Annotated in this window: 15 protein-coding genes; 6 read left to right on the top strand and 9 right to left on the bottom strand. The window is 61.0% G+C overall.

The features are described 5' to 3' along the window. Positions 1-182 precede the first annotated feature (182 nt). Positions 183-443 (top strand): hypothetical protein, encoded by a 261-nt coding sequence (locus FHS83_RS09285; RefSeq protein ID WP_167082696.1) that lies wholly within the window; start codon positions 183-185, stop codon positions 441-443. Positions 444-462: 19 nt separating this feature from the next. Here FHS83_RS09285 and FHS83_RS09290 read toward each other — a convergent pair whose 3' ends face one another. Continuing rightward, the gene (locus FHS83_RS09290; RefSeq protein ID WP_167082697.1) at positions 463-1,533 is read right to left on the bottom strand and encodes a hypothetical protein; all 1,071 of its coding nucleotides are present in this window, start codon (positions 1,531-1,533) and stop codon (positions 463-465) included. 121 nt (positions 1,534-1,654) lie between these two features. Next, positions 1,655-2,176 carry a CHAP domain-containing protein gene (locus FHS83_RS09295; protein ID WP_167082698.1) on the bottom strand — a complete coding sequence of 174 codons (522 nt, stop codon included), beginning with the start codon at positions 2,174-2,176 and terminating at the stop codon, positions 1,655-1,657. A gap of 482 nt (positions 2,177-2,658) precedes the next feature. Between FHS83_RS09295 and FHS83_RS09300 the strand changes: the two genes are divergently transcribed. Beyond that, a complete protein-coding gene (locus tag FHS83_RS09300) occupies positions 2,659-3,954 on the top strand; it encodes an SDH family Clp fold serine proteinase (protein WP_167082699.1) in 1,296 nt (431 codons plus the stop codon). A gap of 69 nt (positions 3,955-4,023) precedes the next feature. Here the strand turns inward: FHS83_RS09300 and efp are convergent, their stop codons facing one another. Beyond that, on the bottom strand, positions 4,024-4,593 hold the full coding sequence (gene efp, locus FHS83_RS09305; RefSeq protein ID WP_167082700.1) for an elongation factor P: 570 nt from the start codon (positions 4,591-4,593) through the stop codon (positions 4,024-4,026). Between the two features lie 88 nt (positions 4,594-4,681). On the opposite strand from efp, the gene epmA reads away from it, so the two are divergent. Genes epmA through FHS83_RS09320 form a run of 3 tightly spaced genes read left to right on the top strand, consistent with a single transcriptional unit; the run spans position 4,682 to position 7,133 of the window. Then, positions 4,682-5,722 (top strand): EF-P lysine aminoacylase EpmA, encoded by a 1,041-nt coding sequence (gene epmA, locus FHS83_RS09310; protein ID WP_208414353.1) that lies wholly within the window; start codon positions 4,682-4,684, stop codon positions 5,720-5,722. A 33-nt stretch (positions 5,723-5,755) separates the two neighbouring features. After that, positions 5,756-6,097 carry a DUF6968 family protein gene (locus FHS83_RS09315; protein ID WP_167082701.1) on the top strand — a complete coding sequence of 114 codons (342 nt, stop codon included), beginning with the start codon at positions 5,756-5,758 and terminating at the stop codon, positions 6,095-6,097. Beyond that, complete coding sequence (locus FHS83_RS09320) at positions 6,090-7,133, top strand: lysine-2,3-aminomutase-like protein (RefSeq protein WP_167082702.1); 1,044 nt, start codon at positions 6,090-6,092, stop codon at positions 7,131-7,133. The genes FHS83_RS09315 and FHS83_RS09320 overlap by 8 nt, the downstream gene beginning before the upstream one ends. Here the strand turns inward: FHS83_RS09320 and FHS83_RS09325 are convergent. The 4 genes from FHS83_RS09325 to hfaA form a co-directional block, all read right to left on the bottom strand. Further along, positions 7,130-7,534, bottom strand: coding sequence for a cupin domain-containing protein (locus tag FHS83_RS09325; RefSeq protein ID WP_167082703.1), 405 nt, complete (start codon positions 7,532-7,534; stop codon positions 7,130-7,132). The two genes, FHS83_RS09320 and FHS83_RS09325, sit on opposite strands and share 4 nt — an antisense overlap. Positions 7,535-7,698: 164 nt before the next feature. Continuing rightward, a complete protein-coding gene (locus FHS83_RS09330; protein WP_167082704.1) occupies positions 7,699-8,322 on the bottom strand; it encodes a hypothetical protein in 624 nt (207 codons plus the stop codon). Beyond that, on the bottom strand, positions 8,285-9,292 hold the full coding sequence (gene hfaB, locus FHS83_RS09335) for a holdfast anchoring protein HfaB (RefSeq protein ID WP_167082705.1): 1,008 nt from the start codon (positions 9,290-9,292) through the stop codon (positions 8,285-8,287). Before hfaB ends, FHS83_RS09330 begins: the two co-directional genes overlap by 38 nt. Continuing rightward, on the bottom strand, positions 9,289-9,714 hold the full coding sequence (gene hfaA / locus FHS83_RS09340; protein WP_167082706.1) for a holdfast anchoring protein HfaA: 426 nt from the start codon (positions 9,712-9,714) through the stop codon (positions 9,289-9,291). The genes hfaB and hfaA overlap by 4 nt, the downstream gene beginning before the upstream one ends. 224 nt (positions 9,715-9,938) lie before the next feature. Here hfaA and FHS83_RS09345 point away from each other — a divergent pair, with 224 nt between their 5' ends. Further along, on the top strand, positions 9,939-10,604 hold the full coding sequence (locus FHS83_RS09345) for a rhomboid family intramembrane serine protease (RefSeq protein WP_167082707.1): 666 nt from the start codon (positions 9,939-9,941) through the stop codon (positions 10,602-10,604). On the opposite strand, the gene FHS83_RS09350 is transcribed toward FHS83_RS09345, so the two are convergent. Beyond that, positions 10,589-13,669, bottom strand: a complete 3,081-nt coding sequence (locus FHS83_RS09350; protein ID WP_167082708.1) for an efflux RND transporter permease subunit — start codon at positions 13,667-13,669, stop codon at positions 10,589-10,591. The genes FHS83_RS09345 and FHS83_RS09350 overlap by 16 nt on opposite strands. After that, on the bottom strand, positions 13,666-14,868 hold the full coding sequence (locus FHS83_RS09355; RefSeq protein ID WP_167082709.1) for an efflux RND transporter periplasmic adaptor subunit: 1,203 nt from the start codon (positions 14,866-14,868) through the stop codon (positions 13,666-13,668). Before FHS83_RS09355 ends, FHS83_RS09350 begins: the two co-directional genes overlap by 4 nt. Positions 14,869-15,097: the final 229 nt, after the last annotated feature.

Raw genomic sequence — 15,097 nt, forward strand, 5'->3', positions numbered from 1 at the left:
GCTTCTATGCAGCATGGCGCCCACTTATCCACAGTGCAAGAAAAAGCTGTCACAGAAGGATTTTTTTAAAGCCGCGCAGAGATGAAAACACTCTGTTTACGAGCCGGGCGTATGCCCGTTGCGATGCCTTGCAGTGCAAGGCACTCCAAAGCGTAAATGAGTCGTCCGCGTCGGGGGATAGAATGGAACTGTACAATTTGTTCGCGCGCTTCAGCCTCGAATTCGAAGTGGATTTTCCGCAAGACGCGTCCGAGACGATGCTGACCGTCAAAGACGTGCGCGATTTCGTGCGCCGCGAATATGTCCGCGAAGGCATCGAATGTTCGGCGGGCGTGATTTTCGACCGCATCACCCGCTTGATGGCGATTCTGTTGCGTGTCGATGTGATGAGCGTGCGGCCCGAGACGCGCTTTGCCGATCTGCTCCGCCGCCCGGCGGCGTAAGGTGGGATGAGAAGCCGGGCTAAATCAGCCCGGCTTTCTTCAGCGCCAAAAGCTTCGCCTTCACGGTTTCCGCGGGCAGAAGCGCCAGCGCGTCGGCCCCGTAATAGGCCAGCGCTGTATTCTCGAACATGGCATAGCGCGCGCTATCGCTCTTGGCATAGCCGTAATCGGCGGCCACATCCGCCAGCACCGCCCGGGCTTTCTTCAAGGCGGGGCCTTCGCTCGACCAGCTCTGGTCTGAGAGGAAGTTCACATGGCATTCGGCGCCAAAGCTGGCGGAGAGTTTTCCATCCGCGGCTTTGGTGAGGTAGCCCGCCCTCACCGGATCGACCCGGGCGATGATGGCGCCCGCTTTCAACCAAGAAATGACATTCTGCCCGCCTGGCTCTTTGGGCAGATCGTGAGCGCAGGCCTGGGTCATGACAAAGCGCGGCGGCATCTTGCGCGCCATGGCCTCTGCCAATCCCAGAATGTGATGCGAGCCGGTGCCCGCGATTTTGCTTTCATAGTTGATCAGGCGGCCGTCCTGCCACTGGAACTCGACCGTCTTGGCCCAATCATGCCAGACCACCGCGGCGGTGACTTGGGTCATGTCTATGGCGCTCGGCTCTCCGGTCTCGGCGCGGAACTGGGTCACGAAATTCTCCGCCAGATGCAGGTTAGAGGCTTCGTGCACGGCGAGCCCGCCCGGCCAGGCGTGATGTCCCTCCCAATCGCCGCCTGGGGCGACGCGGACGCTCTGCAGGCGGGCGGGGCAGGTTTTTCCCGCATGCGGATAGCCGAACAGGCTCTTTTCCGCCGCCGCCCGGTCGGTGATGAATTTCTCCGCTGCCAGAGAATCGAGAATCGCCGTTTCCCCCGCCTTATCCAGCCCTTTCAAATAGGCGATGCAGCCGGTCTCCGGGAAAAGCGCCTCGCGGGTTTCAGCTTGGGCTGGCTCCGGCAGGCGCTCGACAGCCTTCTCCAGCGCCGCCACAGCCCCCTTCGTCAGGGGAGAGCGTGCGGCCAAATCCTCCAAGGGGTTCGCGGGTGCCCCAAGCGCAGGTGCCGCGAAAGACAGGCAGAGAAGGGCGCAAAAAGCAGAGCGCATTGCACAGAACTCCCAGAACGGATCGGCGGATAGCTTATGCGATGATTTTGTCGCTTTGCCCAAAAGCAAAACCCCTCGCGGGGTCGCGAGGGGCTTCACAAATTCGTTTCGGGGAACCGGCTTAGTTGGAGGCCAGGCGCTGAGCGATGAAGCCCTTCAAGGAATAGGCCGTCGTGCCCATCTTGTTGGCCTTGACGTTCCACACCTTCACCAGCGACCAATCGTTGTTGGCGCTCACGTCCACCACCGGGGCGTTCAGATAGATGCTGCCATCGCGGCCCCAATTGGCGTGATCGATCAAGACTTCGCGTGGCGAGACTACCTTCTTCACCACGGCGACATGGCCGCTGCGCATGGTCTTGCGGCCAGCGAACACCATCACGGCGCCGGGCAGGGGATCGGTCAGCTGGGCATAGGCGCTGCGGGCCTGATCCCACCAGGTGCGGGCGTCACCAAAAAGCGCAATGCCAGAGGCCAAGCGGGCGAATTCAACACAGAAAATCCGCCGGCCAGGGCGCACCACCGCTGGGGCTTCGGCGACCTTCTCATCACTAATGATGCTGACGGTGGGATCGGAAAGCACCACGCCCGGCTGTGCGGGGGTGGCGTCTTCGGTCAGCGCAGTCAGCACAGGGCGAGCCATCGGAACGGGGATGCCAGCATGGTGCGCCACAGAATGCGTCACGGCGTGGCGTGACGAATGTTGGGGGGCCTTGCGGGCTTCCGCGCTCGTCGCCGAGAAGGCGAAGAGGGCTGCAAGAAAGGCTATGGCTGTCGCGTGTCCGGTACAGTCAAGTCGATTCATAAACCCTCTTTAGCCTACTGAAATCGCTCTGCCAACCTGAGTGCCAACGGCAACAGTGATGCAAATCAGCCAGTTGCATGAGTCTGACGATTTTGGCAGACGATCTCTGACCAGCCTCTAAACGCGATGTGTGACAACATGTCGCACAGGCTTGGCTGTGTATTAATCGGTAATGGACCGTGTTCTCAACGACTTGGGACGGCTTCTAGAGCTGTCACAAAACTCCCCTCGGCTGTTGCGTCTCGTGATTCGTGTCCTGGCTTTGCGAGTCTGACTGCGATGGTTATGATGTCCGCAAGAGCTACGGGCTGGGGGGTATTGTGGCGTACGATCCTAATTTTCTTGTCGTGGGCGGCGCGATTCTGACGTTTTTCGTGCTCGTCTTCGCGGTGGTCCGGGCCGCCCGTGGCCGATCAGCCACTGCGGCCGATTTGCGCAGCGTACCCTCAGGTCCGGCGGTAGCGCCCGTCTCTGCGCCGCCTCTGGCGATGAATTTGGCAGGGGCGCCGTTCGGCGAGAATTTCTCATCTCCACAAAGGGATGCGGCGATTTCCATCCCGCTGCCGCGCCCCGGCATGTCACCCCATTCGCCCGTCGATACGGGCGGGCGCAAGCTCATCGCCATCGTCCATGATTTCGGCCATCCGCGGGATGTGCCCTCCGAGGGGCGGCGCTATCTCACCACCCGTGAGGCCTTCGAGATCCTCGCCGAAATCCGCTCCGTGCCCGCCGACCGTCCCATCGACATTGTGCTGCATACGCCGGGCGGCGAGGCTTTCGCCTGCGAGCTCATCGCCAGCGCGTTGAAAGACCGGCCCAACACCACGACCTATGTGCCCTATTGCGCCATGAGCGCAGGCACCATCATCGCGCTTTCTACCGAGAAGATCGTGATGGGCAAGTTCGCCTGCCTAGGTCCCATCGATACGCAATTCTATGGCTTCCCGATCGAATCCTACATCCGCCTCCTGAAGGAAAAGCCGCTCGCGGCGGTGTCCGACGAAATCGTGCTTCTGGGCTATCTCGCCGAGAAGGAGATGAAGACGGCGAGGAAACGCGCCTGCGAGCTTCTCAACAAGTCCCATTTTGGTCAGGACGACGCCTGCCAGCTCACCGATTTCCTGGTGGCTGGCGACATGCCGCATAGCGAGCAGATCAGCCGCGAACGCGCCATCGAGCTCGGCGTGAATGTCGTCAGCGCCGAATGCCCGCCGATGGTCTATGAAATGGTGGAGCAGCGCCTGCGCCTCTTCCAATCCTTTGATGGCTCGGATGGATTCGGCCCCAATTTTCAGGCCCGCGGTTTAATGCTGGGCCATCGCCTGCCGCCCGCCTCGCATGTCTTTTTTCCCGGCGGGGCGTTTAACGATATCTCCGGCATGGCGCGAAAGCCTGCCGAAGCGGCCACTGCCGAGATCGTGCGCCACCTCGTCAACGCGGCCTATGGTTTTATCGCGCAGAAGATAGCCTCCCATACCCCGACCAAAACCCAGGTGCGGGCCTTCGAGGCCGAGCTGCGCGGCTATTTGAAAGAGGCCTTCGAGAATCTCTCCTATTTCATCGATAGCCATTGGAAGATGATCTTCGAGAAGATTCTGGCGGCCTTCCCGGATTGAGGCCGCCATTCGAACGAAAAAAGGCCCGGTACGAGACCGGGCCTTTTCTTTTTGCATAAGGGAAAAAACTTAGTCCTTGGCGCGCTCGATATAGGAGCCGTCTTCGGTCATCACCACCACGCGCGTGCCTGCCACAATGTGAGTCGGCACCATGGTGCGTACGCCATTGGAGAGCACGGCCGGCTTGAAGGAGCCGGAGGCGGTCTGACCCTTAACTACCGGTTCGGTCTCGGTAATTTCGAGGGTAACGCGCTGGGGCAGTTCAATGGAGACCGCCGCGCCATTGTGCAGGGCCAGGGTCACTTCCATGTTTTCCTGCAGATAGGGGGCGCGATCGCCGACCACCGAGGAATCGACCGGGAGTTGGTCGAAATGTTCGGGGTCCATAAATACGAAGTGTTCACCATCCTGATAGAGATAGGTGTAGGTCCGTTCTTCTACGAACGCCTTTTCCACGCTGTCCGTGGTTTTATAGCGGTCTACGACTTTGACGCCGTCGGAAATCCGGCGCATGTCAATCGTCGTGGTAGGTGTACCCTTGCCGGGGTGAAAGCTCTCGGCCTTGAGAACAACATAGAGTTTGCCCTCTTTTTCGAGGACGTTGCCTTTGCGGACGGAGCTGGCGATAACCGAAACCACGGATGTACCTCGTTCGTCATGGGGCGGGCTAGCCGCTTTCGAGCGGCACTGGCCGCGAAGACGGGGCCTATAGCAGGAGCATACGCCTTTGGCCAAGATGGGTTCTTCCTGGTGGGCTCCCCACCGCCACACTGACCGCCGCCCGGCGCTTCTGTCGCGGGGGCGGATCAAGAAAGCCGTGGTTTCCCACCTGGAATCTCAGGGCTTTATCGAGGTTGAGTGCGGCGCCTTGGCGGTTTCGCCGGGGAACGAGGCGCATTTGTCGGCTTTTGCCACCGAGGCAATCACCCCGGACGGGGTGGGGCGCCCGCTCTATCTGCACACTTCACCGGAGTTTTCCTGCAAAAAGCTGCTCACGGCTGGGGAAACCAAGATTTTCGACTTCGCCCGGGTTTTCCGCAATCGCGAGTCGGGGCCGCTGCACGCCCTCGAATTCACCATGCTGGAATGGTACCGCTCCGGCGAGCCCTATACGGCCGTTATCGACGATTGCCTGGATATTGTCTGGCTGGGCTCCGAAGTCGCGGCCACGGGGCAATATACCTATAAGGACCGGGTCTGCATGCCGCATATGCCGGCCGAGCGGCTGACCGTCGCCGAGGCCTTTTCGCGCCATGCTGGCATCGATCTCTTGGCCACTCTTTCGCCGGAAGGTGAGGGTGACCGTGAAGCCCTCGCCGAAGCCGCCCGGGTGGCCGGGTTTGAGCCCGCCGAAAGCGATAGCTGGTCGGACATCTTCTCCAAGATCATCGTCACCATCGAGCCCAAGCTCGGGGTGCCTGCGCCGACCATCCTTTATGAATATCCGCGCTGCGAGGCCGCGCTCGCGCGCGCCACGGCGCATGACCCGCGTGTGGCCGAACGCTTCGAGCTTTATGTCTGCGGCGTGGAAATCGCCAATGGCTTTGGCGAGCTCACCGATCCGGTGGAACAGCGCGCCCGTTTCGAGACCGAGATGGCCGAGAGGGAACGTCTCTATGGAGAACGTTATCCAATCGACGAGGATTTCCTCGACGCGCTCGGCCAAATGCCTCAAGCCTCCGGCGTGGCGCTTGGCTTCGATCGCTTGGTGATGCTGGCGGTCGGCGCACCCAGCCTCGAAGATGTGATATGGACGCCAACGCCGTAAGCGGCGTGAACGGCCAGCGGGGACGCATAGATTATGTCGGAACGCGAATTGGGGGCGGTGATCGCGCGCCGTGAGTTTTCGTCTGCCGCGGGCCCGGTGATCCTTGAACTCGCCGCGCCGGTTGATGTCGGCGGCAACACCTTCTGTCATTTCCGCATTACCGGGCTCGGCGACGATCATATCCTTAGGGTCGGCGGAGCTGACGCCATTCAGGCGCTGCAAAACGCACTAACAATGGCCGCCTCCACGCTGTACACAAGCGGGACGGAGATCACTTGGCACGGCCAAAAAGATCTCGGCCTTCCTGTTACCGGCGTTATTGCCGCTCTTGTTCCTAAAGCTCACACCGAAACCTGCTGCCACCACCATGACTGACGTGAAGTCCATTTACACGCTCGCTGAGGCCGGCCTCATCGCCGAAGACCGTCTCGCTGGGCTGGAACCCGTGGCAGAGCGTTATGCGGTGTCGCTGACCGAAGCCGTGGTCGGGCTGATCGATCGCCAGGACCCTTTTGATCCCATCGCGCGCCAATTCGTTCCTTCTGAGGAAGAGCTTTTGTGCACGGATGAGGAAATGGGCGATCCTATCGGGGATGACACCCATTCGCCCGCGCCCGGCATTGTGCACCGCCATCGCGACCGCGTGCTTTTCAAGCTGGTGCATTCCTGCCCTGTCTATTGCCGCTTCTGTTTCCGGCGCGAGATGGTCGGCCCTGGCGGCGATACCGCGCTCCTGCCGGAAACCTTCGACAAGGCGCTCAGCTATATCCGCAGCCATGGCGAGATCTGGGAAGTGGTGCTGACGGGCGGTGATCCCTTTGTGCTGGCGCCGCGCCGTATCGCCAAGGTCGGCCAGGAGCTCGGCTCCATCCCGCATGTGAAGATGCTGCGCTGGCATACCCGCGTGCCGGTGGTCGATCCCGCCGCGATCACCGATGAAATGATTGCCGCGCTGCATGCGCCCGGCGCCGCCACGGTGATCGCGGTGCATGTCAATCATCCGCGCGAACTCTCCGAAGAGGCGCGCCGCGCCATCGCCAAACTGATCGATGCGGGCATTCCCGTTGTCAGCCAGACGGTGCTCCTGCGCGGCGTCAATGACGAGATTTCGACCATGGAAGCCCTGATGCGCGCCTTTTTGGAATGTCGCATCAAACCGTATTACCTGCACCATCCTGATCTGGCGCCCGGTACCTCGCATTTCCGCGTTTCGATCGATGAAGGGCTCACCTTGATGCGGGCGTTGCGGGCGCGGCTTTCGGGCATGGCCATTCCAACCTATGTACTCGATATCCCGGGCGGCTTTGCCAAGGTGCCGCTGGAATCACGAGACGTCGAAAAGACTGATGGCGGCTGGAAAATACGCGATCATGAAGGCCGCTGGCATCCCTATCCGCCGATTTTCGATTAAGGCTGAACCGGCACGGCGTTGGAGGTGACGCCTTCGGGCACGCTGTCCACGATCAGTATCTTGACCGGCACTTTGCCCCGGTTCTCGCCGTAATGCGCCGTGTTCTGCATCTCGACCAGGAACTCGCCCGCCTTGATTTCGAACACCTTGCCGGTTTCGACATTGGTCAGGGTCAAAACACCCTCCAGCATATAGCCGTAATGCGGATAGGCATGTTTGTGCACGACCGTTTTGTCGCCCGGCTGGAAGGTCAGCATGGTGGCGAGCACGGTGGGATGGTCGGGGCTGACAATGGGCTGGCCGGTAACGGTCTTGTCGGTCGATAAAAGCTTCTCGGTTTGGGGCGCGGCGCTGGCCGGAGCTACGATCAGAAGCGCCGCACACAAAATCTTCCTGAGCATCGTGTTCTTCCTTTCCAGCCGTCACGCCATCATGGCTGAGCCAAGCCTGAAAAGAAAAGAGGGCCAAAAGAAAAGAGGGCCAAAAGAAAAGAGGGAAAGCCCGCCGGCCTTCCCTCTTTCCCTAGAGCGCCTCGAAACCGCCCCCGGGAGGCGCATCACAGCATTCAGTTGGGATTGGTTGAGTAGTGGATGATCTGGGCGCTGTTGCCGACCGCGCTAGAGCTAACGCCGACCGAACCGACAACATTGCTGACGGTGGCGCCGGTGGCCGCCACGATGGCCGAACTGTTGATCTGCTTGTTATTGATCGGCATGTTGGCTGCGTTGGTATCGGCCTGCAGCGTGTTGCCGATGGCTGAATTGGCGAGGCTGAAATTGCCGCCGATATTGTTGACGGCCACGGTGGCGGTCGCGGTCGGGTCCTTCGCCGCGCATTCCTGGTAATTGGTCACCGCAGTGAGCGAAGGATCGGTGGAGACGCTCGCGCTGTTGCACACTGCCTGGTTCACGACGCCGACGCTGCCTGCGACGTTCGTAATCGCCGCGGTGGTGGTGGAGGAAATCTCCGCCGCGTTGTTGTACTGGCTCGTCTGCACTTCGGTGTCGTTCATGGTGGTGATGTCCACCGCATTGCCCGCCGCGCTCGATTGCACCGCGACATCGCCGCCGACATTGGTGATTCCAGCCTGCATCACAGAGATCGCGTTCTGGAAGTTCACCTGACCATTCAGGATCTGACTGCCAGCCGTATTACTGGTCGAGCTGTCGGCGCAGGCCGGGCTGAGCATCAGTGCTAGCATTGACCCAGCGATAAGGATCTTGGCGGGCTTTCTCATTGGAAATCTCCTGGTTCTGGCCGACAGAGTTCTGGGCAGTCTGGGTATGACGGTCGGCGAGCGGATCGCTCGCAGTGTTGATGGTACCGCCGCAAGAAGACTGCGGCGCGCGATAGAGGCGCGAAATCATTTCGAGGGTGGCGCGTTCCAGCGTGGAGCGCACCGCGAGTTGGATCGGCTCCAGCGCGCTTTCGCCGAGCGAGGCATCGAAGAAGGTCTGGCCGAGGAAGTCGAACACACCGGCGGAAATCTGACGGCCAATAATCTGCTTCTGATAGGAGATCACGTCCACGACTTCGAGGGTGTTGGTGTCGACGAGGCGCAGATCGATGCCGACATTCATCACATAGAGCGAAGCACCCGCGGTGCCTTTGAGAGCGTTGGAAGCGGTGCCGCCGCCATTGCCCGAAGCGCCCATGGAACGGACATTGAAGTTGAGCTCGGTGATGCCGCCGACGATGTAGTAATCCGAGCCGGGGATCGAGCCCGCGAGAATTTTGCGGAAATCGCCAGGGGTCTTCTCATCGCCGATCAGCTTGTTGTTGGCGTATTTCAGCTCCATCTCGGCAACAGAGGTGTCGAAGCGTTCCACCATCGGCACGCCGGCCTTGGCGAGCGCGCTCATTTCCATCAGGGCGGCACCCTGGGTGAGCTTGCGGCCCGAATTGTCGCTTTCATATTTGCCGGTGTAATCGGCGATCTGGCCGACGGCGATGCGCAACGGCCGCTGCAAGGTATAACGGCCAAGGCAGCGCAGCGCGGTGGAATAGGGCGTCTCGTTGGAGATCACCGGCGAGCCGCCAATCGGCAGGGTATAGCGGCCGGTTTCACCCGGCACCGGACTCACGCAACCGGCAAGCCCGACAGCAACCGCGGCAACGGCAAGGCTACGATAGAGATATTTGCGCGCGCGCGATGTCATTGGGCTTTGCTCCCATTGATGGCCACCGTGGCCGTCTGATTGCCGTTGTTGATCTGGTTCGAATTGACGACCACCGTGTTGTTGTTGCCCACGGTGACGACATTGAGCGAGTTACCGATTGCCGAGGCGGTGCCATAGGTGGTGCCGGCGCCAGTGCCCAGTCCGGCGAGGCTCGAGGAACTGATCGTGCCCATCGTCTGCACGCCGGTCTGGTGCGAGAAGCTGGAGGAGGTGAACTGCCCGTTGACCACCGTCAGATTGCCGTTGCCGTCGCGCAGGCTCGGGTTGATCGCCTGATTTTCCTGCCCAGCATTCATGCCATAGGGGCTGTTGTAGCTGGCGGCGGAATTGTAATCGGCTGCCCAGCCCGCCTGAATGACGGCGGCAGTTGCCAGAAGAAGGTGCCTGAAGCGGAACGGCATGGCGGGGCGTCCATAAGTCTCACGCCTCTATGAGCAACCCCTATGCCAGCCGATTTGCCCCGCTTTGGCCTTCCCACGTCCCATATCGGTACGGAAGACGGGGTTTTGGCGGGAGAATCGCCCCGATTGTCCGCTCGCCTGGCACAACTTGGTGCCAAGCGCCGTGCAAATGCCCCGCGCGTTCCTATATGAAACAGACCTGACCTGTCCCAAAGGAACCCCGAATGGCCTTTTTGCAAGCCGCCCCGCCGCGCGAGCCGTTTTTGCAAGCGCCCGCCAGCGTGCTCTGGCTGATCGGGGTGCTGATCGCCGCCCATCTGGCATTTTTGTATGGGCCCTGGCCGGAAAGCTTCTGGGATAGCCTCGTCTTTGTGCCGGAACGGCTCGCCAATGGTGTTACGGCGGAAGGGCTATGGCCGCTCGTCACCCATATGTTTCTGCATGGCGGCACGCTGCACCTGACCTTCAACTGCCTCTGGCTTTTGGTGTTTGGTGCTCCGGTGGCCCGCCGCTATGGCACGGGCCTGTTTTTGTTGCTGTTTTTCGCTTGTGGCATTGCCGGCGCATTGACCCATCTGGCGCTGCATTGGGGTTCCTCAATCGCTATTCTGGGGGCGTCGGGTGGAGTTTCGGGCCTGATGGGCGCCGCGTTTCGCCTGATCCATTGGCCAGGAACGCCCCAAGGCGTGCGGCTGGTGCCGCTTTTCAGCCGCCCCTTATTGACGGTGAGCGCGCTCTGGCTCCTCACCAACCTCATTTTCGGGCTCACCGGCTTCGAGGGCCAAGCCATTGCCTGGGAAGCCCATATGGGCGGCTTCTTCCTCGGCCTTTTGGGGATCGGTGTGATCGATCGCCTCTCCCGCCGCGACGCGTATTACTCGGCGGGCTGAGGCGCGGGCTTGCCGCCCCCGATCCAGGCGCCCAGCCGGTCCATATAGATATAGATCACCGGCGTGATGTAGAGCGTCAGAAGCTGGCTGACCATCAGCCCGCCCACCACGGCGAGGCCTAAGGGGCGGCGCGCCTCTGAGCCTGCACCAAGCCCGATGGCGATCGGCAGCGTGCCCATTAGCGCGGCCATGGTGGTCATCATGATCGGGCGGAAGCGCACCACGGCGGCTTCATAGATCGCTTTGGCCGGATCGACCCCTTCACCGCGCTGACGCGCCAGCGCAAAGTCGATCATCATGATGGCGTTCTTCTTCACGATACCGATCAGCATGATCATGCCGACAAACGCGTAAAGGCTTAAGGGCACACCGAAGAGCAGAAGTGTCAGAAGCGCCCCCACCGCCGCGGACGGCAGACCGGAAAGAATGGTCAGAGGGTGGATGAAGCTCTCATAGAGAATGCCGAGCACGATATAGACCACGATGATGGCGATGAAGAGCAGCACGTTGATGTTGCTCATCGAGCTTTGGAAGGCTTTCGCCGTGCCCTGGAAGCTTGTCTGGATCGAGGCCGGAATATTCATCTGCTCCTTCACCCGCGCGATGGACGATACCGCGTTGGAAAGAGCCGTGCCCGGTGCAAGGTTGAACGAGATGGTGGCCGAGGGAAGCTGGCCCACATGGTTGACGCTCAAAGGCGTCGTCGTGCTCGAAATCTTCGTGACCGCCGTTAGCGGCACCAGCATGCCGGTGGTGGAGGTGACATAGAGCTGGCTGAAGGTGGTGGCGTCGGCCTGATAGCGCGGTTCCAGCTCCATGATGACCTGGTATTGGTCCGAGGTACCATAGATTTGCGAGATTTGCTGGCCGCCATAGGCTGCGCCCAGTGCGGTTTCGATGGCTTGCGGCGTGACACTGAGCGAGGCGGCACGGTCGCGGTCGATAGTCACCTGCACCGTCGGAGTGGTCAGGCGCAGATCGTTATCGACATCCTGAAAACCCGGCTCCTGGCGCAGCGCTGCCGTCAGTTTCTGCGTCACGTCCTGCAGCTCGTTCATATCGAGGTCTTGCAGCGAGTATTGGTACTGCGAGTTGGTTCGCATGCCACCGATATTGATGCTGGGCGGGTTGCGATAGAACACGTTGAGGCCCGGAATGTTGCCGGTCTTCTTGCGGAAGTCCTGGATCAGATCGTCGGCGGATTTGCGTTCGCCGCGCGGGATCAGCCGCATCACCATGCGGCCGGTATTGTTGCCGTCCACTGAGCTCATCGCGCCTGCGATATTGGGATCAGCCCAGATCACGCTGGAGAGCTTCTCCTGGTATTTCACCATTTGCGGATAGCCGGTGCCGTTGGCCGCTTCGGTGGAGGCCTGGATCATGCCGATATCGGAAGAGGGTATGAAATCGGACTGGCTGACCATGAAGAGCACGACGGTGGCGACCAGCGTGCCCAGGAAGACCACAAAGATCAGCTTGCTGCGGGAAATGGCCCAGGCGAGCGAGGTCTCATAGCCCGTCTGCAGGCGCTGGAAGGCGTTCTCGCTCCAGGTAAGAAAGCGGTTCGGCTTGGCCTCGCTGGTATGCTGGTCTTTCAGGAAGCGGCTGCACAGCATCGGCGTCAGGGTCACGGACACGATGCCCGAGATGACGATGGCAAGCACGATGGTGACGGCGAATTCGTGCAGCAGGCGCCCCACGATGCCGCCCATGAACAGCACCGGAATGAACACCGCCGCCAGCGATACGGTCATCGACAAAATGGTGAAGCCGATTTCCTCCGCGCCTTTCAGGGCGGCGTCGAAAGCCGTCTCGCCTTTTTCGACATGGCGCACGATGTTCTCGAGCATGACAATGGCATCGTCCACCACGAAGCCGACCGAGAGCGTCAGCGCCATCAAGGAGAGATTGTCGAGACTGTAGCCGAGGAAGCTCATGCCCGCGAAGGTGCCGATTACCGCGATGGGCAGGGCAAGCGAAGGAATGATGGTGGCCGAAAACGTGCGCAGGAAAACGAAGATCACCGCCACCACCAGGATCGCGGCGATGACCAGGGTCCATTGCACGTCTTCCACAGACGCGCGGATGGAGGAGGAGCGGTCGAACACGACATTCAGTTCGACCGAGGCCGGGAGCTGCTCCAGAAATTGCGGTACGATCTTCTTGATCTCATCCACCACCTGGATGGTGTTGGCGCCCGGCTGACGGAAGACGGCCAAGGTGATGGCGCGTTTGCCGTTGAACCAGCTCGCGTTGCGGATGTTTTCCAGGCTGTCGGATACGGTGGCGACATCGCCGAGGCGCACCGGCGCGCCACCCCGATAGGCGACGATCTGCTGCTTGAAGGCGGCCGCGTTCATGAGCTGGCCGTCGACATCGATCACCGCCGAACGCGTATTGCCGTTGATCGAGCCGGTGGCGAGATTGACGTTGGTGTTGTTCACCGCGTCGGCAAGCTGGTTGATGCCGATCTGGCGCGAGGCCATGGCGGCGGGATTGGCCTGAATGCGCACCGCATAGCGCGCCGAACCGAACACGCTTACCTGTGCCACGCCATCGAGCACGGAAATTTGCCGCGTCAGGATGGTCTCGGCATATTCGGAGACTTTGGAGATGGGCAGGGTTGAAGAGCTCATCGCCAGGAACAGGATCGGAGCATCCGCCGGGTTCACCTTGCGCAAGGTGGGCGGCGTCTTCATCTGCGTCGGCATCTTGCGCATCACCGCAGAGATGGCCTGCTGCACATCCTGGCTCGCCGCGTCGATATTACGGTCCAGCTTGAACTGGATGGTGATCTGGGTAGAGCCCAGGCTCGAAGACGAGGTCATCGAGTCGATGCCCGCGATCTGCGAAAGCTGGGCTTCGATCGGGGTGGCGACCGAGGAGGCCATGGTCTGCGGGTCGGCGCCCGGCAGGCTCGCGCTCACCTGGATGGTGGGATAGTCGACGCTCGGAAGCTCGCTGACCGGCAGGGTCGAATAGCCGAAGATGCCGAAGATCACCATCGCCGCCATGACGAGGGTCGTCATCACGGGGCGCAGGATAAAGGGGCGCGAGATGTTCATTGGGCGTGTGCCGGTTTGTTCGATTTGCCGCCGCGGGCCTTGGCGAATGCGACCTTGGCGCCGGGAAGAACCCTGAGCTGTCCGTCGGTGATGACCTTCTCGCCCGGCTTGACGCCTTTCACCGCCATATTGGTTCCGTCATCGAACAGAACCGTGACGGGGCGCATCTGGGCAGTCATGTCGGCGCCTACCACAAAGGCATAGCGCCCATTGGGGCCGTCATTCACGGCCTCGCGCGGCACCACGGTGGCTTTGGGGATATTGCCCAGCGCGACATCTACATCGACCTGCGCGCCCGGCACAAGCTGATGATCCTTGTTGTCGTAATCGGCTCTGAGCTCGATGGTGCCTGTGGTGCTGCTCACCTGATTGCCGACGAAATTCACTCTAGCGCTGAGCTTTGGTGTGCCCGGCTTGTGGTTGTCGATCATCGCGAAGAGCTTACCGGCTTTGTCGCGGGCCTGAATGGCGGGCAAATCCGATTGCGGCAGCGCGAAAGAGACCTTCACCGGCTCGATCTGGGTGATCACGACCAAAGGATTGGCGGTGGTGTTGGCGGTGATGAGATTGCCCGGCTGGATCAGGATGGCGCCCGTTTTGCCGTTCACCGGCGAGCGGATTTGCGTGTAATCGAGATTGAGCTTGGCGGCATCCACCGCAGCGCGGTCCGCATCCACCGTGGCCAGCGCCGATTTAGCGGCGGCATCGGAGGTGTCGCGCTGCTGGGAGGAAATCGCATTGGCGGCGAAAAGGGCGTCATAGCGTTTCTTGGTCGCCACCGCGTTTTCGGCCTGGGCCTTGTCCTTGGCGTGCGTGGCCTGGGCTTGTTCAAGCGCCGCCCGGAAGGAGCGCGGGTCGATCTCAAACAAAAGATCGCCTTTGTTGACGATCTGGCCTTCCTGGAAATGGGCCTTAAGAAGCTGGCCGGTGACCTGCGCCGTCACAGAGACGGTGGCGTTGGCCATCACGGTGCCCACCGTATGCTCCACCACCGTGACGTCTTTGGCGGCGGCGGTCGCGGTTACCACCATGGCGGGCGGACGGCCCCGGTCCTTTTTCCCGCCTGGGCCGAAGACGGCATAGGCGCCCACAGTAGCAATAACGAGGATCGCGACCCCCAGGATCACGCGCGGGCGGGTATAGAAGGGCTTGGGGCGCGCGCTCTGGTCGGGAAGAATGGGAGAGTATCTCATATTCATGCTTTCGACCCGGCGCGTAAGGCAAACGGTTCGGTGGCATCACGCCCGCCTGCCAATTGTAGTACAAGAACGTTCCCGCGCGGTCTCCTATCATATCGCCGCTGGCGGGAAACGCGGCGGAACGGATATTTCACGCAATCGTCATCGTCCCTGCGAGGCGTGGTTGTAAATCCGCAAATCCCCTTTAACGCAGTCCAAGGCGCGATCCGGCGGTCCGGGTGGGACAAAT

The sequence above is a fragment of the Rhizomicrobium palustre genome, assembly GCF_011761565.1.
Taxonomy (GTDB): Bacteria; Pseudomonadota; Alphaproteobacteria; order Micropepsales; family Micropepsaceae; genus Rhizomicrobium; species Rhizomicrobium palustre.

Coding starts and splice junctions, on each gene's coding strand:
- FHS83_RS09285 (WP_167082696.1), top strand. CDS start 183: ATGGAACTGTACAATTTGTTCGCGCGCTTCAGCCTCGAATTCGAAGTG.
- FHS83_RS09290 (WP_167082697.1), bottom strand. CDS start 1,533: ATGCGCTCTGCTTTTTGCGCCCTTCTCTGCCTGTCTTTCGCGGCACCT.
- FHS83_RS09295 (WP_167082698.1), bottom strand. CDS start 2,176: ATGGCTCGCCCTGTGCTGACTGCGCTGACCGAAGACGCCACCCCCGCA.
- FHS83_RS09315 (WP_167082701.1), top strand. CDS start 5,756: ATGTCGGAACGCGAATTGGGGGCGGTGATCGCGCGCCGTGAGTTTTCG.
- FHS83_RS09320 (WP_167082702.1), top strand. CDS start 6,090: ATGACTGACGTGAAGTCCATTTACACGCTCGCTGAGGCCGGCCTCATC.
- FHS83_RS09325 (WP_167082703.1), bottom strand. CDS start 7,534: ATGCTCAGGAAGATTTTGTGTGCGGCGCTTCTGATCGTAGCTCCGGCC.
- FHS83_RS09330 (WP_167082704.1), bottom strand. CDS start 8,322: ATGCTCAGCCCGGCCTGCGCCGACAGCTCGACCAGTAATACGGCTGGC.
- hfaB (WP_167082705.1), bottom strand. CDS start 9,292: ATGACATCGCGCGCGCGCAAATATCTCTATCGTAGCCTTGCCGTTGCC.
- hfaA (WP_167082706.1), bottom strand. CDS start 9,714: ATGCCGTTCCGCTTCAGGCACCTTCTTCTGGCAACTGCCGCCGTCATT.
- FHS83_RS09345 (WP_167082707.1), top strand. CDS start 9,939: ATGGCCTTTTTGCAAGCCGCCCCGCCGCGCGAGCCGTTTTTGCAAGCG.
- FHS83_RS09350 (WP_167082708.1), bottom strand. CDS start 13,669: ATGAACATCTCGCGCCCCTTTATCCTGCGCCCCGTGATGACGACCCTC.
- FHS83_RS09355 (WP_167082709.1), bottom strand. CDS start 14,868: ATGAATATGAGATACTCTCCCATTCTTCCCGACCAGAGCGCGCGCCCC.